The organism is Halomonas sp. NYA30, from assembly GCF_976980765.1.
Map to the genome: position 1 here is coordinate 100222 of NZ_OZ334477.1, position 21415 is coordinate 121636.

Genomic DNA, 21415 nt, shown 5'->3' on the forward strand with positions numbered 1-21415 from the left:
CAGCCTAAGGAATTGAACCATGAGCATGTTTTCGATTGGGTTAAGCGGCCTTAATGCGGCACAGAATGCCCTGAATACGGTTAGTAATAATATTAGTAATGTCTATACGCCTGGCTACAATCGGGAAATTACGGTTCTTAACGAAAGTAATAATAACTCTGGCGTGCGCGTCGCGGATATTGAACGACAATACAACACATTTGTCGCTGCTCAGCTGAATAATGCCAAATCCCAGTCTAGTGCTCTAAATGTTTATAGCACGCAAGTCACGCAAATCGATAACTTGCTTGCCGATCGTGAAGCTGGTTTGGCACCATTGATGCAGGATTTTTTTTCCTCCCTTGAAGATTTGGCCAGCGCACCTTCTGACCCTGCATCGCGCCAGGGTGTGTTAGGCTCTGCTAATACATTGTCTGCCCAGTTCCGTTCGTTTGATGGTTATCTCCAAGATTTGCAGTCAGGTGTTAATGGGCAAATAAAAGATGAAATCACTCAAATTAATAATACGACGACTCAAATCGCATCGATTAACCGTGAAATTTCTCTAGCAAGAGCGCAATTAGGTGAAGCACCGAATAGCCTATTAAATCAGCGTGATCAGATGATTTCCGAGTTAAACGAAAGATTGGATGTGCGCCTTAATATCCAAGATGGTAAAACCTATAATCTAACTCTTCCTAATGGCCAGCCGCTTGTTACCGGTGATACCGCTTATAAACTTGAAGCGATAGAGTCGCAAAGTGATCCGCAAAGAGTGGTAGTGGGTTACCGAGAGGGAGCCCAAGGAAACGGAAATTTAGTTGCTTTAGACGAGGGATTGATTAGCGGTGGCGCGTTAGGTGGTTTGATGAGCTTTCGCTCAGACACGCTAGATAAAACGCAGAATCAAATTGGCCAGTTAGCCTCCTCATTGGCATTAGCTTTTAATGAGCAGCATCAGCAAGGGGTAGATTTACAAGGAGATCAAGGCGAAGCGTTTTTCAGCTTAGGTAAGCCAAATGCTTACTTTAATGCTGAGAATGGTGGCAGCGCTAGCGTTGAAGCGACTTTTGACCTGGAAGATATCAGTGCATTAAAAGCGACCGATTACTCTATTAAAGTGACTGACGCTGCAGCTACACCACCAACATTTGAAGTTACTCGTAAAGATGATGGTTCGTTAGTCGATGTTGAATTCGAGGATACTACAGACACGCTAAGCTTTGGCGGTGTCAATGTCGTTTTTACTGATTTTAATACGGCTCAAAACGGAGATCGTTTTGAAGTACAGCCCGTTCGCCGCGCCGCTGGCGGTATGGATAGCAATATTACTGATCTAGATAAAATTGCTGCGGCCAGCTTGGTTGAAAGTAAAGGTGATTTGGACATTAGCCAACTAACTGCTGCAAGCGGTGCTTTTAGCGCTAATGAGGGTTATGAACTAAAAGTTGACGGTGCTGGTGCCCTGACGGTTGTTACACCGACAACAGCAACAGCGACCGTTACACGGGGCGACTCAGTCCTTGCTTCTGGTACACCTCTAGAAGCGGGAGACAACATCAGTATTGAAGGTATAAGCTTCACCCTGGATGCACTTCCTACAACCGCCGGTGAAGCTAGTCTTGTCATCAGCCGTAGTGACGCTAGCGCGGGCGATAATCGTAACGCCCTGGCGCTGCAAAATATGCAGGCTGAATCGATTGTGGGTGGTAGTGCTTCTGTTAGTGGCGCCTATGCATCCATTGTGAGCGATGTAGGTAATCGAACTAATATTGTTCAAGTTAATTTAGATGCACGTCAAGGCTTAACCGATCAATTAAAGGCAGTACAGCAGTCTGAATCAGGCGTTAGCTTAGATGAAGAAGCTGCTAATTTGATCCGCTTTCAGCAGTATTATCAAGCGAACGCACGTGTGATTGATACGGCTTCCAATATTTTTGACACCATTTTAGGTCTGCGAAGCTAACTTACTAGGAGTCTATTTCATGCGCATTAGCAGCGTAACTATGTACGATCAAAGTACGGCTTCTATTAATCGTCAACAGAGCGATTTTTTGAAAGTTAGCCAGCAGATTGCCAGTGGCCGACGGGTAGTGAATCCTTCTGATGATCCACAAGCTGCTTCACGGGCAGTGGGCGTTGACCAATCAAAAGCCGTCACACAGCAGTATGCCGATGCGCGAGTATCGGCGCGTAATTCGCTATCACAGACTGAAAGCATCCTAAACAGTGTTAGCGATGCGGTGACTAGTGCCAAAACGCTGTTGATTCAGGCATCAAGTGATACGTTGAGTGATGTGGATCGTGAGTCAATCGCCAGCGAGCTGAAAGGCGTTTACGAGACGATGCTAGGCCAGGCCAATGCCACTGATGGTAACGGTCGGTATCTGTTTGGTGGCTATAAAGATAATGCCCCGCCGTTCGTAAAGTCAGCCGATGGCAGCGTGGAGTATCAGGGCGACAGTAATGTACGCGAACAGCGTGTGGACGCCTCGCGCCTGATGCCGGTTAATGATAATGGAGAGACTATTTTTAAGAACGTGCCTAGCGGTGCGGGTTATATAGCTGAATCGGTCAAGACTAATAACCAGGGCGAGCGCCTCACTGGAGACGCGGCTAGAAACGTTGGCACCGTAACGTTTACTGGCCCGCAGGTAAGGGATGTAAATGCTGAGGGTTATGGAGAAAACTATCGAATGGTTTTCGGCGGCGATGAAGACGCTGGCTTTACCTATGAAGTTCAGAAATTCGATGAGGTGGTTGGGGAGTGGGATGCGGCGACTCCAGTGCTTAGCGGTACTTACAGCCCTTCCAGCGAAGGCCAGCAGATTCAATTTGCAGGTGTCTCAATTAAACTTGAGGGGAAACCTGCGGCCGGAGACGAGATACTCGTCGCTAAAGCTGGTGGAGATGTTCGTGATGCCGATCTTTTCCGCACGATGGAAGAAGCTATTCGCGTACTAGAAAATCCTGCTGACACTCCCGTCAAGAAAGCTGATCTGCGCAATACGCTGAATACTGCCATGCGTGATCTGGACAATAGCTTAGATAATGTCTTAACCGTGCGTGCGTCTGCGGGGGCGCGGCTCAATGAGCTTGATGTCGTTGATGCCGTTGGTAGTAACCGGATGTTGAACTACGAGCAAACGCTATCCGACTTGGTCGATCTTGATTACGCAGAAGCAATTTCTGAGTACAGCCTGCGCCAAGTAGGTATGCAGGCGGCGCAAAAAGCGTTTGTCGATATTAAAGGCTTATCGCTATTTAACTATATGTAACGAGCGCCTCGTTCTTACACGGTTTACTAAAAACCCCATGCTTTAAAAAAGCGTGGGGTTTTTAGGTTATAGGTGCCATCGTTTCGATTAGGTTTTGCAGAAAATCTAATCCTTGAGTAAATAACCGCTGCAGAAAGCGGCTAATATCGGTCATTAACACCATCATCAATATGAGCCCCACGATGAGAGAGGTAGGGAAGCCGATATTGAAGACGGTGAGCTGAGGGGCGGAACGGTTCAGTATGCCCAATGCCAGGTTGATGGTTAGTAAGGAGCCCACTAGCGGTAGTGCCAATAACATACCCGCCGCAAAAATCGTCCCCGCGTAGCGGGCTAGCAAGATAAACGCATCTGGGTTGAACGTCCCAATGCCAATGGGCAGTGTTCGGAAGCTCATAATCAGGGTTTCAAGCACCATTAAATGGCCATTCATCGCCAAAAACATGAGCAGTGTGATCATATAGAGAATACGCGATAGCACCATAATGTTGGTGCCGCTCGATGTATCAAAAAAGCTCGCAAATGCTAGGCCCATTTGTAGGCCGATAAAGTCCCCGGCTGCTTGAACAACCGCAAAAATGATATGCATGACGAGACCCATCGCCAAGCCGATCAGGATCTGTTCGATCATAATGCCGATGCCTGCCCAGGACATGACGGCGATAGCCGGCATGGCCGGTAGAATCGGCGCAATCACAATGGCAATGAGGGCAGCAAGGCCGACTTTGGCTTGATTGGGAACACTGGAGTGCCCCCAAAGCGGGGAGGCGGCCATAAAGGCAGTGATGCGCGCAAACGGCCATAAAAAAGCCACTAGCCACCCTTGTAGCTGTGCGAAAGTGACTTCGACCATTGGTTTACATCACCATATTAGGAATATTAGTAAATAGGCGATGGGTGAAGTCGGTAATCAAGCCAATCAGCCATGGGCCAGCAAAGACCAGTACCGCAAACACGGCCAGAATCTTAGGAATGAAGGTCAGCGTCATTTCATTAATCTGTGTGGCTGCTTGAAACAGACTAATGATAAGGCCGGTGAACAGGGCGGCCAGCAGCATGGGGCCAGCAAGGAGAAGCGTTACACGCATACCTTGATACGCAATGCTCATCACCATTTCAGGGGTCATAGCAAAAATCCTCTGCGGCGTATAAAACGCCACGGCTTATTTGATATAAAAAGCTATTTCAACAACACGCTATATCATGTAAAAGCTTTCAGCCATCGAGCCAATAATAAGCTGCCAACCATCCACTAAAATGAACAGCATCAGTTTAAAGGGTAACGAGATTGTGATGGGCGGTACCATCATCATCCCCAGTGCCATCAGCGTGCTGGCGACAACTAGGTCGATGATTAAGAACGGAATAAAAATAGTAAAGCCAATTTGAAAAGCGGTTTTCAGTTCGCTGGTAACAAAGGCAGGCAACAAAACACGCATAGGCAACTCTTCTGGCCCTTGCATAGGGCCTACATCCGCCAAGCGAACGAATAAAGCCAAGTCGGGCTCGCGGGTTTGGGCAAGCATAAATTCACGAAAGGGGTCTTGGGCAAGTAATAAAAACTCTTCAAAATTTATTGTTTCATTAGTCAGTGGCACCCAGGCGTTGTCATAGACTTGTGCCAATACCGGCGACATAATAAAAAAAGTTAAGAACAGTGCGATCCCCAAGAGCACTTGATTGGGCGGTGTTGCCTGGGTGCCCATTGCTGTACGCAATAGGCTAAGCACAATGATGATGCGTGTAAAACTGGTCATCATCAGCAGCATTGAAGGTAAAAACGCTAGCGAGCTCAGAAAGAGCAGGGTTTGCAGCGAAAGCGACCACTGTTGCCCGCCATCCTCTAAGGGCTGCGAAATAATCCCGGGTATTTGCTGAGCATGCACTGGCGCGGCGATAAAGCACACGACCATAGCGCTAATCAGCCATAGCCAGCGCTGGGCATCGCGTTTAGAAATATAATTTTTTGAAACACATGGCTTAAAAAAACAGGGCCAAGAAAGGTGCATCCATTGCCTCATGGCGTCTTATGGGGATCGGAGGGAGCGGTTGCCCCTTTGCGCTGGCTAGCGGCTAGCGCTTTAGATAAGCGTCGCGCAAAGCGCGAAGAAGGAGGAGATGAGGCGGTGGGGGCACGCTCTTCTGGAGCCGGGCGTTCGTGTAACTTAGTAATACGTCCTCCGCCAACACCAATAACCAGCCATGTATCTTCCACTTCAACGATGACAACACGTTCACGGTTGCCCACCGCCGTGCTGCCCACGACACGTAAGTGAGCGCCATGACGTGTGGTGTGGTTGCTCCAGCGCTTTAAAAGCGCCGTACAAATTAAAATGATCGCAATAACGAGGGCCAAAGCGGCGGCGGTTTTACCCAGCATAGCCATGCCCACTAATGACTCGCCCCCATTGCCTAGTGCATCAAGCGAGCCATTCTGCGCCGAGGTGGTAGTAACGCTCATCGGTTCAATTTGTGAATACGTTCGGAAGGTGTGACGATTTCAGTGATACGAATCCCGTATTTATCTTCAATAACAACCACTTCACCTTGGGCGATTAAATAGCCATTAATCAAGATATCCATCGGCTCACCGGCGAGCCCTTCCAGCTCAATGACGGAGCCTTGTGCTAACTCCAGCAATTGCTTAATAGTTAGCTTGGTACGGCCTAACTCCACGGTGAGTTTCACCGGGATATCCATGATCATCTCAAGCTCACGCGCCTGTGAGGAACCGTTGTCTGGGCTTAACGGGCGGAACACTTCATCACTCGCGGCTTTTGCAGCGGGCGCCTTGGGCTCTGGCTCAGCAGCAGATTCTTCTGAGCTCTCTTCGGCGGCTTCTTGCTCTGCCATGGCAGCTGCCCACGGATCTTCCTCTTCGCTGGCGGCGTCGGCGCTGGAGGCCGTCTCTTCTTGCTCGGACATGGCATCCGCCCAATCGTCTTCAGAGACGTTCTGATTAGGCTTATTGGGATCAGTCATGCTTTGGATTCCTTGGCTTTCTGTCGCGTAGGCACTTTAATAAAGTCTTTGGACGATGCGCTGTTCATAGCGGCATGGTCGATCAGATGTAAGACACGCAGCGCATGCTGTTGACGTTGGCTGCCGTACTCACACTGCATAACAGGCACTCCATCCACACTGGCTGTAATTGAGCTTGGAATTTCTAGTGGGAGGACATCACCCTTCTTTAGCCCCATTACATGGGCGATACGGCTGGGTATCTGCGCAAACTCTGCCACCAACTCTACTTCTGATTGACGTAGCTCACTCGCCATACGGCGCGACCAACTGCCATCTTGGTCGTGGTTACTATCGTTGATCGGGTTGGCCAATAAATCCCGCAACGGCTCGATCATGGCGTAAGGCATGCATATCTGGAAATTGCTTGATAGATTGCCAACTTCAATATTGAACTTGGTATTCACCACGATTTCGTTAGGTGAGTTAGTGATGTTGGCAAATTTTGACTGTACTTCTGAGCGCAAAAAACTCACATCAAGTGGGTAAACGACCTTCCAGGCTTCTTGATAAGCATCAATTGCCAGATTGAGCAGGCGCTGGATAATACGTTGTTCAGTGTTGGTAAATTCGCGGCCGTCCGATTTAGTGACAAAACGACCATCACCACCGAAGAGGTTGTCAACCACCATAAAAACGAGGTTAGGTGGGAACACCACAAGCGCAGAGCCGCGCAGCGGCTTCATTGACACAATATTCAGGTTCGTGGGTACGGGAACATTGCGAGAAAATTCGCTAAAGCTTTGATAGCGTACCGACTCTACTGTGATATCTGCACTACGCCGTAATAAATTAAACAGCCCGTTACGGAAGTAACGAGCGAAACGCTCATTGATGAAATCCAGCGCATGCAAGCGCTCACGAATAACGCGATGCTGAGTCGCCGGATCGTAAGCGCGAATACGCGATTCATCTTGCGTTTGGGAAGAGGAAGGCGATGACTCATCGTCTCCGCTAACACCCTTTAGCAGGGCATCAATTTCTTCCTGGGACAGTAGATCGTCCTGTGACATGAACGGCTCCAGTTCCCGAGGTTATTGCACAATAAATTCAGTGAATAAAACTTCACGCAAATCAAGCGGCGGCTGATTTTCCGTTAACGGGACGTTTAGTCGGTCAACAATCGACTGAGCAAGCTGCTGTTTACCTTCCGTTGAGGTAAGTTCATCAGCCTGCTTGCCGGAAAGCAGCATTAATAAACGGCTACGCACTTGGGGCATATGTTCTTCAAGAATGACTTTGCTTTCCTCGTTCCCAACGCGAAGGGTCACGCCTGTATAGAGTAAACGTGAGCCATAGCCGTCATCGACGAGGTTGACGGTAAAGGGTTCAATGCGCATAAAAATGGGCGTCGCGCGCTCCATCGCCTGCTGCACTTCTGCCGTTTCTGTACCATCTTTACGCTGGTCGATTACCATATAAATAGCGACCGCTGCGCCTATCGACGACAGCAGCACCAAGATAATCATTATCCAGAGCAGTTTTTTTGACCCGCCGCTTGTTTCTGCCATTTGCGATTCCTGTGAACTCCATGCGTATCACTAGCAAAGTATTATGCCTAAAGCGCATGCTGGTGATGAAATGAACAGGCTTGTTTGGCAAGCCTATCTTTTGGTTTAGTTATCTCGTGTGCCCGGCACCAGAATAATCATACAAAGTCAGGCGGCCACTTTTAAGCTTGTAGGTCGACTAAGCATAAAGATCGACTCGCCCATCGATGATCAGTGGGCTGCTTTCGGCACTTAACGAGAGTTTCTCACCCTCGCCTTCATCGCCACTGTCACTGCCTATTCCTGTGCCTCGTCCACCGCCTGATTGGGCAAAGCCCTGTGCATTAGGGTCTCGCTGTTCTCCTACCGATGTCTCGCCTAGCGAAATACCTTGTTCAGCCAATGCTTCCCTTAATTGAGGAATCGCTTGTTCAAGTACTTGTCGCACCTGAGCATGGGCGGACAAAAAGTGTGCTTGCGCCCCTTGTTCACCAAATTTTAAAGAGATAGATAGCGGCCCTAGCTCTGCTGGATTCAACTGCATTTGGACGTGTTGTTCGCCCCCACGCTGTGAAATCTGCACCAACTGTTGGCCAAGCTGTTGTGGCCAGGCAGGGCTTGTAAAGGGCGTTGTTAAGGCAGCGGGTGTCGGGGCGACTGTGGGAGTAAACCCTTGTGCAGAAGGTGTTGAAGCTAACGGACCACTGCCAGCGGCTAACGAAAAGCCTGTAGGTAAGTGCTCACTGGATTGACTTCCTTTTGGTGCTCCCTCAAGCGTCATTAGAGCCCCCATTAGGGCTTCGCTGCTGATCTGTGAGGTGGCGGCAGCGCTGGTATTAACTTGCGCAAAGAAAGTATCAGATTGAGCTCGTGGAGCAGCCTGAATGTCCATAGCCGGTGCAGGAGCGCTGGTTAAGCGAGCTGTATCAACAGGCAAGGATTGATCGCTCTGACCACCCTGGCGTTGGGCAATCAGGCCATTTAGCGCGGAGACCAACTGTGCTGCTTCAACTTGGCTAATATTAAGCTGCTCGGCGACAGTCTCTAGCGCTAGAGAGGGGCTGCCATCCTGTGTAGAAGCAGTAGCTAAAGGCTGGGCGCTTTGAGCTTGGTTCATCAGGGAATTCAATGCTGCTGCAAGCTCGTTGACTTGATCCTGATTAATATTTAACTGTTCTGTAATGATCTCGAAGGCAGCCGGAGTCATTGGTGATTCAGGCTGTGCTTGAGGGCTACTTTCAGAAAATGAAGCCATTAGGGCGAGACGAGCAGCAATCTCGTCAAGGGGCGTGGCAGATTCCGCACCCTTAAGCTCCAGCGTGTCTACTTTGATCTTTGAATTCGGCAGTTCAAGCTGAGCCAGTAGATCAGATAAGTCGCTTTCACTGAGATCAAGCCCGAGTGCTTCAAGGACGGCGTTCAAATCCTCGCTATCCATTTCTAGCGCGTCAGATAAGAGGCTACCGAGTGTATTGAGCTGTGCTTGGTGTGAAGCTGTCTGTAACGAGCCATTCTCACTAAGCGTAGGTGCCGACAAGCGTTGCGCGGCAGAAGCTTGTGAAAACGCCTGCTGGAAAAAACCGTTGGGAGAATCTTGCCGGCTGAAAGTGCCATGAGACTGCGTCTGAGGCGAGCTTTGGCTGGCTGAAAGCAACTGGTGAATAGTCATGGTCAGTTCCCTGGCACCGCTAATGCGGAGTGTCGTTATGCTGACGAGCCAAACGGCTAGTCACCAGATCATCGTTAGTTTTTTGTTCATGACGCTCGCTGCGGCGGTGCTCTTCTAACAGTCGACGCGACGCCAGTGTATCGTAGGAAGAGAGCTTGCGCTGCTCTTGTTGCCAGTTCTTTTGACTCTGCTGAACGCTTGCCTGCTGTGCCGCTAACGCTTGCCGGGCACGGCTTAGGGCTGTATCCAGCGAGGCTAGAAATTGTTGATAGTTGTACATGGTGGCAGGGTCAATGCCATCGCGCATCGCTTTCTGCAATCGCTCAGCATACTCGGCTCGGTAACTCAGCAGCGACTGTAGTTGAGCGGTCGTTTGCTGCTCTGTTTGTCTCTCTTGCGCTAGTACTTTGCCCGCGTGATCGCGAGAGTCTCTGGCTAAGTCGGTTAGCATTTCGAGTTGCGATGTACTCATGTACGCCCTCCCACCAGTGAGCGCAACGCTTGACGAGAATCGGCAAGCGTTGCGCTCTCATTAATATTTTGTTGAAGGAAGTTCTCTAATGAAGGGAACCGTTTCACCGCCTCGTCGAGCTGTGGGTCGTGACCAGGGCTGTAGGCACCGACACTAATAAGGTCCCGGTTACGCTGGTAGCGCGAAAACAACTGCTTGAAAACACGCGCTTCCTGGAGTTGCTCAGGAGCGGTGATCGAGGTCATCGCCCGGCTGATGGACGCTTCTATATCAATGGCAGGATAATGTCCTGCTTCTGCTAACGTTCTTGATAACACAATGTGCCCGTCTAAGATGGCGCGAGCAGCATCGGCAATCGGGTCCTGCTGATCGTCGCCTTCCGTAAGAACTGTATAAAACGCTGTTATCGAACCGCCGCCGCGCTCAGCGTTGCCTGCGCGCTCTACTAAACTAGGTAATTTGGCAAACACTGACGGCGGATAGCCTTTGGTGGCGGGTGGCTCACCGATAGCCAGGGCAATTTCCCGCTGGGCCATGGCATAGCGAGTCAGTGAATCCATAATCAACAGGACATCACGGCCCTCATCGCGAAATCCTTCAGCCAGGCGCGTAGCATACGCGGCACCTTGTAAGCGTTGCAGTGGCGAGGTATCAGCGGGAGCCGCTACCACCACGGCACGCCGCCGCCCCTCTGGACCCAAGATATTATCGATAAAGTCCTGTACTTCACGGCCCCGTTCACCAATCAAGCCAACAACAATCACATCGGCCTTGGTGTAGCGCGCCATCATTCCCAGCAGCACCGATTTACCCACCCCAGAACCTGCAAAAAGCCCCATCCGTTGCCCTCGCCCTACGCTTAGCAGCGCATTAATTGCGCGGATGCCGACATCAATCTGTTCTTCAATAGGGGCGCGTGAAAGGGGATTAAGAGAAGGCGTGCTGAGGGTGGCACGAGGCGTTTCTTCTATGTTGTTGAGTATGCTTTCGCGATCATCAAGCGGGTTGCCGTTGCCATCAAGCACGCGGCCTAGCAAATCTTCGCCTATTGGGAATCGCCGTGCGCTATTGCTGCCGCCTTCATCCAAAGGGGAAACGCGTGCGCCAGGCATCAACCCAGAAACCTCTTCTAGCGGCATTAAAAATAGTTTGTCACCAGAAAAACCAACCACCTCGGCTTCAGCGTGCTTGTCACTGTCGGCTAGCCGACCATCACTACCAGGTAGTTCAATTCGGCATGCGCTACCGACGGCCACCCGTAACCCGACTACCTCGATCACCATCCCTGTCGCGCGAATGACGCGACCGCTGTTTCGGTAGCGCGGCAAATGGCTGACGCGCTGCTGCGTGCGTCGCACTGCCTTATTCCAGCGATGTTGATGGGGACAGGTGGTATCTGCCATAGCGTATGGGCCTAGGATGAAGGGACGTTAGAAGGTGGTGGTGAATTGAGGCCACGTTTGCGCGACTGAGCTTGAATTGCCTGCCAGCGATTTTCGAAAGTCGCGTCAATTTCGCCCTGGGCACTGGTTACCCGGCAACCGCCACGGGCAAGTTGATCATCGGGTTGCAGCTTCCAGTTGGCAGCCCTAAGTTCATTACCTAAGTGCTCTTCAACCAAGGTATGATCATTGGGGTTGAGCCACAAGCGCTGCTGACCTACCAAGGGCGGCTCGGTGTGCAGAAGTTCGCGCACCATCGCTAAAATCTGCTCAGGCGTTTCCTGCAGGGCATCACTGGCAAGCTGTTTGCCGGTCGCAAGCGCTAACTCAACCAAGTCATGGGCGATGGTGTCATCAATGCGTTCTAATGCATCAGAGAATTGCTTTGCAAGGCTTTGTAGCGGGGTAACGGTTAACCGAGTTTGCTCTTGTAATTCCACTTGTGCCTGCTCAGCGGCTTCTGACAAGCCTTTTTCCATTCCCTCTTTATGACCCTGCTCAAAGCCTGCTTTATAGCCTTCTTCTTCCGCTTGCAGACGAATACGGTCATGAATTTCCTGACGCTCTTTCTCTTCACGCTGGCGCGCCAGTTCGGCTGCCTTTTGTGCCGCCTGTACTTTGCGCTGGTGAGCCGTGGGTACCTCGCCATCAGCAACGCGCTCAGCCGTGGTGGCCAGTTCATCCATTTGCCAGCGGCGCCAATCACCATGGCGGTCGAATTTAGGCGAGTGAGTATTAGACATACTCATCATCTCCACCCGCTAGGACAATTTCACCTGAATCAGCTAAGCGCCGCACAACCTGCAAAATGGCTTTCTGCTCGGTCTCCACTTGAGAGACGCGGATGGGGCCACGGGCTTCCATATCTTCGCGCACTAAGTCGGCGGCGCGCTGCGACATATTGCGCAGGAATTTGTCCACTAAGGCGTCCTGAGCACCTTTAAGGGCCACCACCAGCGAGTTGGTATCGACTTCCTGAAGCACCATTTGAATGGCACGGTTGTCGAGGTCGAGCAGATTCTCGAATAGGAACATTTCGTCGATGATTTTCTGTGCCAAATCTTCGCTGTGCGAGCGAACTGTTTCGATGGCGGTCTCTTCTTGAGAAGAGTTCATTAAGTTAAGAATCTCGGCCGCTGTTCTTACGCCGCCCATTTTGCTGCGCTTGAGGTTCTGGCCGTCGAGCATACTGGTAAGCACTTCGGTCAGTTCCTGTAAGGCGGCGGGCTGAACGCCGCTAAAGGTGGCAATCCTTAGAACGACATCATTGCGTAGCTTCTCTTCAAATAGCTCCAGGATATCAGCAGCTTGATGACGATCCAGGTGAACCAGAATAGTCGCAATAATTTGTGGATGTTCGTCGCGAATCAACTCAGACACCATGGAGGCTTCCATGAGATTGAGTGCGTCGATGCCAGAGTTGCCGCCCGTCGTTTCGAGAATATCTTCGATCAGGCTAGTGGCGCGTTCGCTACCCAGTGCTTTGGTCAGCACCGAGCGAATGTGGTCGCTTGAATTCAGGTTAAGCGCTACAAACTCTTCGGTTTCTTTATGGAAAGCTTCGAGCACCGCTTTCATGTCGTCATGGGAGACCTGATTCAGACGGGCCATCTCCATACTAATTTCTTGCACTTCATTGGCACCAAGGTACTTAAACACCTCAGCGGCACTGTCTTCATCGAGTGCAAGCAATAAGACGGCGCTCTTGCGGGCACCGCTCATTTCAGCAATTGAACTACTCATTAGCATTCATCCAGCTACGAATGATCATCGCGACCATGCGGGGGTCTTCTTGAGCCATTTCACGCAGGTCATTGAGGTTATGCTCATAAAGTGAGGTCTTACGCCGCCGCTTGGGCTTAGCGTAGGTCTCATCGCCCTCATCAGAGGACTCTTCACCCTCTTCGCCATCTTCTTCGTCGCCTACGCTCGCAGCCAACGTACCGCCAGGTACTGCAGTTGCCATAACCGGGGATTGGGTATAGCGCTTAATTAAGGGGCGCAAAATCAGTAGGTAGAGTAATAAGATAGCCAGCGCAACCAGCAAGTAGCGACCTACAGTGGCGGCTATTGAAAGGGTGTTGGGTTGCTGCCACCACACGACGTCAGTGGTTTCATCAGCACTGCGCGCGAAGGGTGAATTGACGACTTCTACCTCATCGCCACGAAGCTGCGAAAAGCCCATTGCTTGACGAACCAAGCGCTCAATCTGGGCAACTTCTTCATCGGTTAGCGCAACGTCGACCCACTCGCCTTCATCGTTCATTTCCGAGCGGTAGTTTACGACCACCGCGGCGGATAGCCGCTCGATCTGGCCGAGACGGTGTTGCACATGCTCAATGCTGCGATCAACTTCGTAGTTGATAACGTCGTCTTGGCGTAAGTTACGCAGCGCTTCAGCGGGCGCGTCCTCTTGCTGGTCGTCAACTTCTGGGTCGCCCTCTTCCGCTGGTTCATTAATAGGGGAGGGCAGGGTGCCTGGCGGTGTATTGCTTAGCGCACCTGGAATGCCAGTGGCCAATGGGTCTTCGCCATCAAAGGCAAGGCTGAGCTGACGGCTACGCACGGCGGCTTCGTTAGGTGGCTGATTGGGGCCGTAGCGTTCAGACGTTTCCTCGCGTCGTGAGAAGTCTATTTGTGCGGCAACTTGGGCACGCACATTATCGCGACCTAAAATGGGCGTTAAAATATGTTCAATACGCTGCTGGTAGGAGCGCTCAACTTCGACAATATACTCAAGCTGCGAACCATCGAGATCGTTTCCGCTGCCTGTTTCGGCAGACAGCAAGCGACCATCCTGATTAACCACGGTGACGTCTTCAGCGGCAAGGTCGGGAACGCTGCCTGAGACCATGTGGACGATAGCGCTAACTTGCCCTTCACCCAGCACGCGGCCGGGTAATAGCGTGAGCACCACAGATGCTTTCGCAGGTTCACGATCGCGAATAAATACCGATGGTTTGGCCATGGAGAGGTGAACACGAACGCCTTCGACTGGCCCTAGTGATTCAATTGAGCGCGCCAGCTCGCCTTCCAGGCCGCGCTGATAATTAATCTGCTCAGCAAATTGGCTAATCCCAAACGCCTGGCTATCCATCAGTTCCAGGCCCAAATTGCCACCACGGGGAAGGCCCTGCTCAGCTAGTTGCAAGCGCAAGGTGTGGACTTGGTCGCTAGGCACCATTAATGCTTGGCCGCCCTCGCTGAACTGATAGGGAATGCCGCGGGCATCGAGCTCGTTGATGATGCCGCCGCCATCGGATTCGCTCAAGTTGCTATAAAGAACGCGATACTCTGGGCTACTTGCCCACATGAAGAGGGCTGCCACAATGGCAATAGAGGCGGCGCCAGCGATGAGTAGCGCCACCAATGGATTACCACGCAGCTGCTTCAGCGTTCGTCCGAAGGCCGAGTCGCTGGCGGCATCACGTTCGGTACTTCCATTAGGTGTACCGCCACTGCGAGGGGCGGCTTGATTCGTACTAGTTTGACGGCCTGCCGTTGCACCGGTTTCGCTCATGCGACCCTCCTAAGGGGCAGGCAAAACTGGCGTCGGCCCAGGCGCATCACCAAAGAAGGCATAGGCTATATCCGTCGATCGCGGTTATCCGCCAAAAAGATGAAGCGGAATTGTGATGGACGCCATTATCCGGTGACTAGTCCAGCCTAAAGGAGGGATAAGCTTCGCTTTTTATGCGCATTTGTCCGTATGAGGTTAGTCGCTTCAGTGTTAGGCTTTTTGCATTAGTTTTTTTGCGAATCGAGGTAAGCGTATGAGCACTCCCGCAATACAGGCTGCGCTACAACAAATGCAAGGCTTGGCAACTCAGGCGGCATCCACGCAGCCTCTTAGCGGTGCTCAGGCGTCAACAGCGGTAGGGCACGGCGGTTTTGGCGGTGAATTACAGGCTTCCATTCAGCGTATTAACCGTCTTCAGCAAACGGCTAACAGCCAGGCGATGGCTTTCCAGGCGGGCGACCCTAACTTGCAGCTCAACGATGTGATGGTTGATATGCAGAAATCCAGCGTTGCTTTTCAAATGGGGCTTCAGGTTCGCAATCGCTTAGTGTCTGCATATCGTGACGTTATGAATATGCAAGTGTAGAGCTTTAGGCTTCCAAAGAGATGATCTGCCCTTGCATTGCCTCTAGCCGCTCAGCAATTTTTAGTACTTCTTCCGCGGGAATTTGGCGTATGACGTCTCCAGACTCTCGGTCGATTACTCGTGTAATGACGCGTGATGTCTCTTCGCTTAACTCAAACTCTAAGCCGCGTGGGCGCATCGCTTCGTTAATGCGTTGAATGGGCTCGATAAGTTCGTCAGCGGAGATTTCTCGTTCGTCTTGGTCGATATTTTTAATTTGAATGTTCGTTGGCGCTAGCTGGGCCAGCGTGTTTTCTAGCCGTTGTCCCGGGTTTAGGTTGGTGAGAACCGAGGTCAGCGGCTTGGTTGCTTCAGCAGGGGGTAATGAACTCATGGGGCACATTCCTCTTTAGTTAGCTTTGGCAACCGGTTGTGGTGCAGCAGCGAGTAACGGCGGCTTCAGCTTGGATTTTTAATTATCAATATACGCCTCTACCTTTTTATCGGCATGGCGCAGAAAAACTTTATGCTGCGCCGGGGGGGTGCCTGTTTGTTGGCGCAAGAGCCAGATACCTATTCTTCTGCCTCTGCTTCTATAGTCTTTTAATAAGCATAGGAATGATGGCTTTTTGTGCATACGCCCCGCTGTTGGCATCTGATATGCTTCTGCGCTTTGCGGTGAACTAATTAACGCATAAGAGTAAGTGAGGCGAGCATGGCAGCGCAGCAGGATGAGTTTGAAACAGTAGCAAGCACAACGGTAATTGAGTCTCTGCTGAACGCGCTAATTGAAACGGGCGGAGTATCCCTGTGTCTCGCCACGGCTGATGCGCGTCCAGAACCTATTGTATTGATGGAGCAGCATCGGGACCAAACCTTGGTGATGGATCTCTCCTCGGTTGATTATTTGCTTCACCACTTGCAGGGCGGTGCTGCTTTCTACTTGCGCGGGCAGGCTCAGGGGAAAGTGGTTCAAACACCTCTCTTGCACTTGACGGAAACGCGCCATGCAGGTGGGCGTTTTTTGTGTTGCAGTGATTACCCTGCGACGTTAGACGTACTTCAGCGCCGTGAATCCTTTCGCGCCGAGTTGCGAATGGGGATGGTGGTGGCGGCCAGTTTGGGTAGTGGGGATGCCGAGGTGGCTGGCGAGCTAAAAGACCTTTCCCAAGACGGCTGCCAACTTGAGTTGCCGTTAGCGGCCAGTGGTCTATTGGCAGAAGATGCTAACTCGCTAAAGTTGGCGTTTACCTTTCCTGACGGCACTTATTTTGAAGTGCTTGGCGATGCCCGGCATCAAAAAACTGATGCTGAACGGCACCTGCTGCGTGTTGGTTTTAACTTCGTTGAGTGCAGCGCGGAGCAAGAACGCCAAATTTGGTATTTTGTGTGTGAAATTGAACGTGAGGCTGCCCGTTATAACAAAGAGCAACAGGACGAGCGCCAGCCCTCTCCACTGTTTGCATTACCGCATAAGCGTTCTGGCGCAGACGAGCTACTGGGGCGACGAGATGTTAAGCGTTACGCCACGCCGATGGCGCGACGACTGGTAAAGGTAGCCGCCTATTTAGATGCGCAGTTACTATCGTTGCAGCAAGGCAGTGATATCGATGGGCGCCAGCTCTCTCGTTATGCTGATCGAATATTGGATCTTCACGATGAGGATCGTGAAGCCTTGCTGTTTGCCTCCCGCTGCTTATTTCCAGAGCCATTGGTGGTGCGCCACGGCATTGCAGTGGCCATTCATTTGCTTGATTTTGTGGGCGCGAGTATGCCGCGAGAATTGCGCAAAGCGATTGTCGCCAGTGGTCTTATTCATGATCTTGGCAAGGCGCTGGTTCCCCAGGTGTTGTTTAAGGCGCCGCATTTTGAGGCAAGTCATCGAAAAGTAGTCAGCGAGCATGTCCAGTTGCTGTTAGATCGCTTGCACGGCTGTCAGTGGCTGTCAGTGGCGATTGTGCAGGCCGTTATTGGAGGGATTAATGAGCGTATGGACGGCAGTGGTTATCCTGAGGGAGTAGGTGGGACTGAGCTCAGTGAGTTAGCGAAAGCCAGTGCTGTTGTTGATGTGGTCGAGGCGATGAGGCGTGATCGCGCTGATCGTCCCGCTAAAACGGTACAGCAAATTTATCGTCATTTATTACAGCATCCACATCAATTCGATATGCGTTGGATCAAGCGCTATATCGAGCATTTCAAGGGGCTACCTGTGGGTTCGCTGGCGCGTTTTTCCAGCCAGCAACAGGGTTGGATATTGCGCCTAGATGCAAAGGGTAATCCCACCGAGGTGTTGCTTGCACCGCAAGCTGAACCGCCCATGCGTGACAATGTCGGGGCGATAGTAAAGGACGATGTCACTGAGCGGCTTGGGCGAACGGTAGGCGAAATCGCTGTTTCTACCTGAAAGTGCAAAAAGCGCTAGTGAATGGTTAGCCATTCGTTGCCATCAAATAGGCCTGGGTAAAAAAAGCATTGCGAGACGTTAAAGTCCCTCTGGCTCGCGCCGATAGTTAATAGTAGCAGCGTGCAGTTTGCTGTTTTATATCTTTTAATCTTCGTGGTTCCCCGCTATAGGCGATAACCAAACCACGCACAGGAGTTCCGCTTATGACTTACTCTCGCGGTGGCGCCGCCTATGGGCGTGGAGCTAACGCTTATGCGCGTATCGGCGTAGAAAGCGGAGTGATGTCGGCAGACCCACATCAACTTATTGTGATGTTATTTGACGGCGCTCAAGCGGCTATTCGCGCTGCCCGCATTCATATGCAGGCAGGCAATATAGCTGAGAAAGGTAAATCGATATCAAAAGCGCTTGATATCGTTAATAACGGTCTCGCCGCCGCGCTCGATCAGGAGAAAGGTGGAGAAATTGCCGAGCGCTTAGCGTCTTTGTATGACTATATTGTACGCCTGCTGTTGGCGGCTAATCTGCGTAACGATGAAGAGAGCTTAAATCAAGCCGAGCGTTTGCTTGAAGATATTGGCTCAGCGTGGCGCGATATTGGCCAACAGCAGAGCGCGTGAGGCAATAATGTTAGCTTCTACCACCGCTTGTGACCAAAATGCTCAACAGTCATTGCTTGCTAGTTACGAAGCGCTATTGAGCAGCGTTGAATACATGCATGAACTTGCCAATGCTGAGCAGTGGGCCGAGCTCATTGACCAACGTACCAACTATGTTGTGTTAGTGGAGCAACTGCGTGAGTTGGATGCGACCGTGCTGCTTGACGGTGCTGCCCAACAACGAAAGGCAGAGTTGCTTGAGAGCATACTTGAGCACGATGTTGATATCCGGCGTCGCTTGGTAGCACGTCGAGATGAGCTGGGTAAGCTAATTGGGGTGTCGCAACGTCAGCGCGACTTGCATCGCGCTTATGCACCCCAGCAGGGCGCAGGGGTGTCCTATGCCGCCGATGATGCTGATGTTACGGGGTCATCGTGAGCGGTATTACCCCTCTCATTGATACGCTCTTGAACCAAGTGTTAGGGCGACAAGGGGAGGTGTCGCTGCAGCGGGCGTTAGATCAACCAGTTAAGCCCGTTGCGCCTGGCGAAGGACCGCGTGCCGTAATGCGTGACGCTAATTTAGATGGAAGAGCGCCAGCGACACCATTAAATGATTTAAAGCGCTTGCCCCTTCCTCTTGATGGTGGAAAAGCGCTACCCCGCGGTGAGCCGCTGCCTTCTCCGCCGGGGTCAACCCAAACCCATTTTAGCCCCGCTGCACGAACTATTGCTGACGTGCTGCTGCGCTTTCCAGCACCTCCCTCCGTCATGCGACCCGAAGCGCCTCTTTTCACCAGCCCAGAAGCACCCGGAGTCAGCGCCGTTGCGACCCGCTTGGAAGCGAGCATCCGCGACAGCGGGCTGTTCTACGAGTCGCATTTAAAACGGTGGTTCCAGGGCGCGGGAACCCGCCAGCAGTTAATGAATGAACCTCAAATGCAGCCTGGGCCGCGCCCTTTGGCGCCCTTGTTACCCGCTGGGTTGGGCGTCACCAATGGGTTAACGGGATTAGCACCATTGGTCACACCGGGGGCTCAGGCGGCTGGGCAAGGGGTAACTATCCTGCCTAATGTGCCGTTAGTGCCGGTGACTCAAGAAAATGGCTTGGCGCCTCGGCAGAATTTAGTGGCGGCTGCTCCGCTTATGAATTCACCAGGTGCGGCTACCCAGGCGCCTTCAGCTGCTATGCCCAGCTCAGCGCCTGAGAGTAATCAAGCAAGAGTAGATCTAAGTCACGCAAGGGAAGTGACTGAGCTGATAGCTAACCGTCCAGCGCGGGATGTCGTGCATGAAAGCCTACAGAGCTTGGTGCGTCAGCAGCTTGAGATGTTGGTGATACCCACTATTCGCTGGGAAGGCGATGTTTGGGCAGGTATTTTTATGGCCTTAGTGATTAATTTGCCCGCTCGTGAAGAGGGGCAAGAGAACAAGCAGCAAGAGGGTGAGCCAGAGGGTGGTGGGCGTTCTGATATGCAGCTAGACGTTCCTAACTTGGGGGCGTTCAATGCGTCGTTATGGCTCTACCGAAATGTGCTGAGTATCGATTTCACCACTGAAAGCACAGAGGCTCATCAACGAATTAACGCTGGGTTACCAGCGTTAGAGAAGCGCCTGAGTGCTTTAGACCTACAGAAAGTGCAGCTTCGCGCACGTTATGTCGAAGCGGAGGTAGCCCATGGCCACGCCGGGTGAGCGTCGTCGTCAAGCTGTTGCGCTGGCTTATCAAGAGAATGATCGCGCCCCTCGTGTTGTGGCGAAAGGCTATGGAGATCTGGCCGAACGCATTATGGCAGAGGCTCAACGTCAGGGTATTTATGTGCACGATGCGCCCGAGCTGGTAGCGCTCTTAATGCAGCTAGATTTGGACGCGGAAATCCCCGCCGGACTTTATCAAATTGTCGCGGAACTCTTGGTATGGGTGTTTGAGCTTTCAGAAGAAGGGCTAAGTCATCGTGAAATACCTGAGTAGCCAATTACAGACGTTGTATGCAACCATGAGGATAGGTAATAAAAAGTCATTAATGGCGCCAGTACAATGGTCAACATATCGCGCCTGAGTCATTTAATGGGACATCATGAGTCAAACCAACTTTCTCGATGAAATTCAGGAAATAAATTTAGCTTATTTACTTCTGGCGCAGCGCTTGCTTGATGAAGATCGCGAGGCCGCCATGTTTCGCCTGAAAATAGATAGCGAGGTTGCCGAGCTACTTGTGTCACTCAATGCTCGTCAGCTTACCAAGCTGGCACGCACCAGCCAGCTATTGTGCCGGTTCAGTCAAACGAGTGCCGAGCGGCTGCGCCAACTCACTGACAACCCTCGTGACCAGGGCTTGGCTGGGCTCCATGCTTCGCTGCTGCTGGCTAGTGAACCATTTGAGCCAATGCCGTCAGGAGAAGTGAAGTGAGCCAGAAAAGCTTGGTCGATGAAATGCACCAAGTGCAACTGGCAATCGAATTGATTGAGCTGGGCGCGCGCTTGCAGGTGCTGGAAACAGAAACGGAATTAAGCCGCACGCGTTTGATCAAGCTGTATAAGGAAGTGCGGGGCATGTCGCCCCCCAAGGGGATGCTGCCGTTCTCTACTGATTGGTTTATTACTTGGCTACCCAACGTTCATTCGTCGCTGTTTTTTAACATTTATATAAGCCTAAAAGAGACCGCAGGTTGTGAACGAATTGATGCCTTCGTTAAAGCATATCGGCTTTATGACGAGCAAATGTCGTTGGAAAAGGTGGAGCCGGTGCTTGGGTTGACGCGCGCTTGGACATTAGTACGGTTTTTTGAAAGCGATTTGCTACAGCGCAATCAATGTACACGTTGCACCGGCCAGTTTGTGGCGCATGCGCATAGTCCTGCTCAGCACTACGTATGTGGCATATGCCAGCCACCTTCACGGGCGGGAAAAACAGGCAAAGCACAGCAGGAGAATAGTGAAAAAATGTAACAACTCAATCTACTACGCGCCCATTA

24 protein-coding genes are annotated in these 21415 nt (G+C 51.5%); 10 read left to right on the forward strand and 14 right to left on the reverse strand.

Annotated features, from left to right (window positions below; translation table 11 throughout):
* Window positions 1-19 precede the first annotated feature (19 nt).
* Entirely contained in the window at window positions 20-1945 is a 1926-nt protein-coding gene (flgK, locus tag ACWI0H_RS00460; protein ID WP_485874543.1) for a flagellar hook-associated protein FlgK, read from the forward strand.
* Window positions 1946-1964: 19 nt separating this feature from the next.
* On the forward strand, window positions 1965-3257 hold the full coding sequence (flgL, locus tag ACWI0H_RS00465; RefSeq protein WP_336273286.1) for a flagellar hook-associated protein FlgL: 1293 nt from the start codon (window positions 1965-1967) through the stop codon (window positions 3255-3257).
* Between the two features lie 61 nt (window positions 3258-3318).
* Here flgL and fliR read toward each other — a convergent pair whose 3' ends face one another.
* From fliR to fliF, 13 genes are all read right to left on the reverse strand, one after another.
* Window positions 3319-4110 carry a flagellar biosynthetic protein FliR gene (gene fliR / locus ACWI0H_RS00470; protein ID WP_336273285.1) on the reverse strand — a complete coding sequence of 264 codons (792 nt, stop codon included), beginning with the start codon at window positions 4108-4110 and terminating at the stop codon, window positions 3319-3321.
* Between the two features lie 4 nt (window positions 4111-4114).
* On the reverse strand, window positions 4115-4384 hold the full coding sequence (gene fliQ, locus ACWI0H_RS00475; RefSeq protein WP_101145845.1) for a flagellar biosynthesis protein FliQ: 270 nt from the start codon (window positions 4382-4384) through the stop codon (window positions 4115-4117).
* A 69-nt stretch (window positions 4385-4453) separates the two neighbouring features.
* Entirely contained in the window at window positions 4454-5170 is a 717-nt protein-coding gene (gene fliP, locus ACWI0H_RS00480) for a flagellar type III secretion system pore protein FliP (RefSeq protein WP_336273295.1), read from the reverse strand.
* A 104-nt stretch (window positions 5171-5274) separates the two neighbouring features.
* Window positions 5275-5718, reverse strand: a complete 444-nt coding sequence (fliO, locus tag ACWI0H_RS00485) for a flagellar biosynthetic protein FliO (RefSeq protein ID WP_485874544.1) — start codon at window positions 5716-5718, stop codon at window positions 5275-5277.
* On the reverse strand, window positions 5715-6239 hold the full coding sequence (fliN, locus tag ACWI0H_RS00490; RefSeq protein ID WP_485874545.1) for a flagellar motor switch protein FliN: 525 nt from the start codon (window positions 6237-6239) through the stop codon (window positions 5715-5717). The genes fliO and fliN overlap by 4 nt, the downstream gene beginning before the upstream one ends.
* Window positions 6236-7291 (reverse strand): flagellar motor switch protein FliM, encoded by a 1056-nt coding sequence (gene fliM / locus ACWI0H_RS00495; protein ID WP_101145841.1) that lies wholly within the window; start codon window positions 7289-7291, stop codon window positions 6236-6238. Before fliM ends, fliN begins: the two co-directional genes overlap by 4 nt.
* A gap of 21 nt (window positions 7292-7312) precedes the next feature.
* Complete coding sequence (fliL, locus tag ACWI0H_RS00500) at window positions 7313-7789, reverse strand: flagellar basal body-associated protein FliL (RefSeq protein ID WP_101145840.1); 477 nt, start codon at window positions 7787-7789, stop codon at window positions 7313-7315.
* Between the two features lie 178 nt (window positions 7790-7967).
* Window positions 7968-9437: a flagellar hook-length control protein FliK gene (locus tag ACWI0H_RS00505; protein ID WP_485874546.1), complete on the reverse strand. Its 1470-nt coding sequence runs from the start codon at window positions 9435-9437 to the stop codon at window positions 7968-7970.
* 19 nt (window positions 9438-9456) lie between these two features.
* The gene (gene fliJ, locus ACWI0H_RS00510) at window positions 9457-9909 is read right to left on the reverse strand and encodes a flagellar export protein FliJ (protein ID WP_176303452.1); all 453 of its coding nucleotides are present in this window, start codon (window positions 9907-9909) and stop codon (window positions 9457-9459) included.
* Complete coding sequence (fliI, locus tag ACWI0H_RS00515) at window positions 9906-11312, reverse strand: flagellar protein export ATPase FliI (RefSeq protein ID WP_217908852.1); 1407 nt, start codon at window positions 11310-11312, stop codon at window positions 9906-9908. The genes fliJ and fliI overlap by 4 nt, the downstream gene beginning before the upstream one ends.
* A gap of 11 nt (window positions 11313-11323) precedes the next feature.
* Window positions 11324-12094 carry a flagellar assembly protein FliH gene (locus ACWI0H_RS00520; protein WP_485874547.1) on the reverse strand — a complete coding sequence of 257 codons (771 nt, stop codon included), beginning with the start codon at window positions 12092-12094 and terminating at the stop codon, window positions 11324-11326.
* Window positions 12087-13094 carry a flagellar motor switch protein FliG gene (gene fliG, locus ACWI0H_RS00525; protein WP_101145835.1) on the reverse strand — a complete coding sequence of 336 codons (1008 nt, stop codon included), beginning with the start codon at window positions 13092-13094 and terminating at the stop codon, window positions 12087-12089. The genes ACWI0H_RS00520 and fliG overlap by 8 nt, the downstream gene beginning before the upstream one ends.
* Window positions 13087-14871, reverse strand: a complete 1785-nt coding sequence (gene fliF, locus ACWI0H_RS00530) for a flagellar basal-body MS-ring/collar protein FliF (RefSeq protein ID WP_485874548.1) — start codon at window positions 14869-14871, stop codon at window positions 13087-13089. Before fliF ends, fliG begins: the two co-directional genes overlap by 8 nt.
* A 253-nt stretch (window positions 14872-15124) precedes the next feature.
* Between fliF and fliE the strand changes: the two genes are divergently transcribed.
* Window positions 15125-15457 (forward strand): flagellar hook-basal body complex protein FliE, encoded by a 333-nt coding sequence (gene fliE, locus ACWI0H_RS00535; protein WP_485874549.1) that lies wholly within the window; start codon window positions 15125-15127, stop codon window positions 15455-15457.
* Between the two features lie 4 nt (window positions 15458-15461).
* Here fliE and ACWI0H_RS00540 read toward each other — a convergent pair whose 3' ends face one another.
* The gene (locus ACWI0H_RS00540) at window positions 15462-15830 is read right to left on the reverse strand and encodes a flagellar protein FlaG (protein WP_485874550.1); all 369 of its coding nucleotides are present in this window, start codon (window positions 15828-15830) and stop codon (window positions 15462-15464) included.
* 321 nt (window positions 15831-16151) lie between these two features.
* Between ACWI0H_RS00540 and ACWI0H_RS00545 the strand changes: the two genes are divergently transcribed.
* The 7 genes from ACWI0H_RS00545 to flhC all read left to right on the forward strand — a co-directional run bounded on the left by ACWI0H_RS00545 (window position 16152) and on the right by flhC (window position 21389).
* Window positions 16152-17840, forward strand: coding sequence for an HD domain-containing phosphohydrolase (locus ACWI0H_RS00545; RefSeq protein ID WP_485874551.1), 1689 nt, complete (start codon window positions 16152-16154; stop codon window positions 17838-17840).
* A gap of 203 nt (window positions 17841-18043) precedes the next feature.
* Window positions 18044-18460 (forward strand): flagellar export chaperone FliS, encoded by a 417-nt coding sequence (gene fliS, locus ACWI0H_RS00550; protein ID WP_101145830.1) that lies wholly within the window; start codon window positions 18044-18046, stop codon window positions 18458-18460.
* 7 nt (window positions 18461-18467) lie between these two features.
* The gene (gene fliT, locus ACWI0H_RS00555) at window positions 18468-18878 is read left to right on the forward strand and encodes a flagellar protein FliT (RefSeq protein WP_101145829.1); all 411 of its coding nucleotides are present in this window, start codon (window positions 18468-18470) and stop codon (window positions 18876-18878) included.
* Window positions 18875-20134, forward strand: a complete 1260-nt coding sequence (gene fliK, locus ACWI0H_RS00560; RefSeq protein WP_485874552.1) for a flagellar hook-length control protein FliK — start codon at window positions 18875-18877, stop codon at window positions 20132-20134. Before fliT ends, fliK begins: the two co-directional genes overlap by 4 nt.
* Window positions 20118-20411, forward strand: a complete 294-nt coding sequence (locus tag ACWI0H_RS00565; protein WP_176303443.1) for an EscU/YscU/HrcU family type III secretion system export apparatus switch protein — start codon at window positions 20118-20120, stop codon at window positions 20409-20411. Before fliK ends, ACWI0H_RS00565 begins: the two co-directional genes overlap by 17 nt.
* A 106-nt stretch (window positions 20412-20517) precedes the next feature.
* A complete protein-coding gene (gene flhD, locus ACWI0H_RS00570) occupies window positions 20518-20850 on the forward strand; it encodes a flagellar transcriptional regulator FlhD (protein WP_101145827.1) in 333 nt (110 codons plus the stop codon).
* Window positions 20847-21389, forward strand: coding sequence for a flagellar transcriptional regulator FlhC (gene flhC / locus ACWI0H_RS00575; protein WP_336273272.1), 543 nt, complete (start codon window positions 20847-20849; stop codon window positions 21387-21389). The genes flhD and flhC overlap by 4 nt, the downstream gene beginning before the upstream one ends.
* The last annotated feature ends 26 nt before the right edge of the window (window positions 21390-21415 follow it).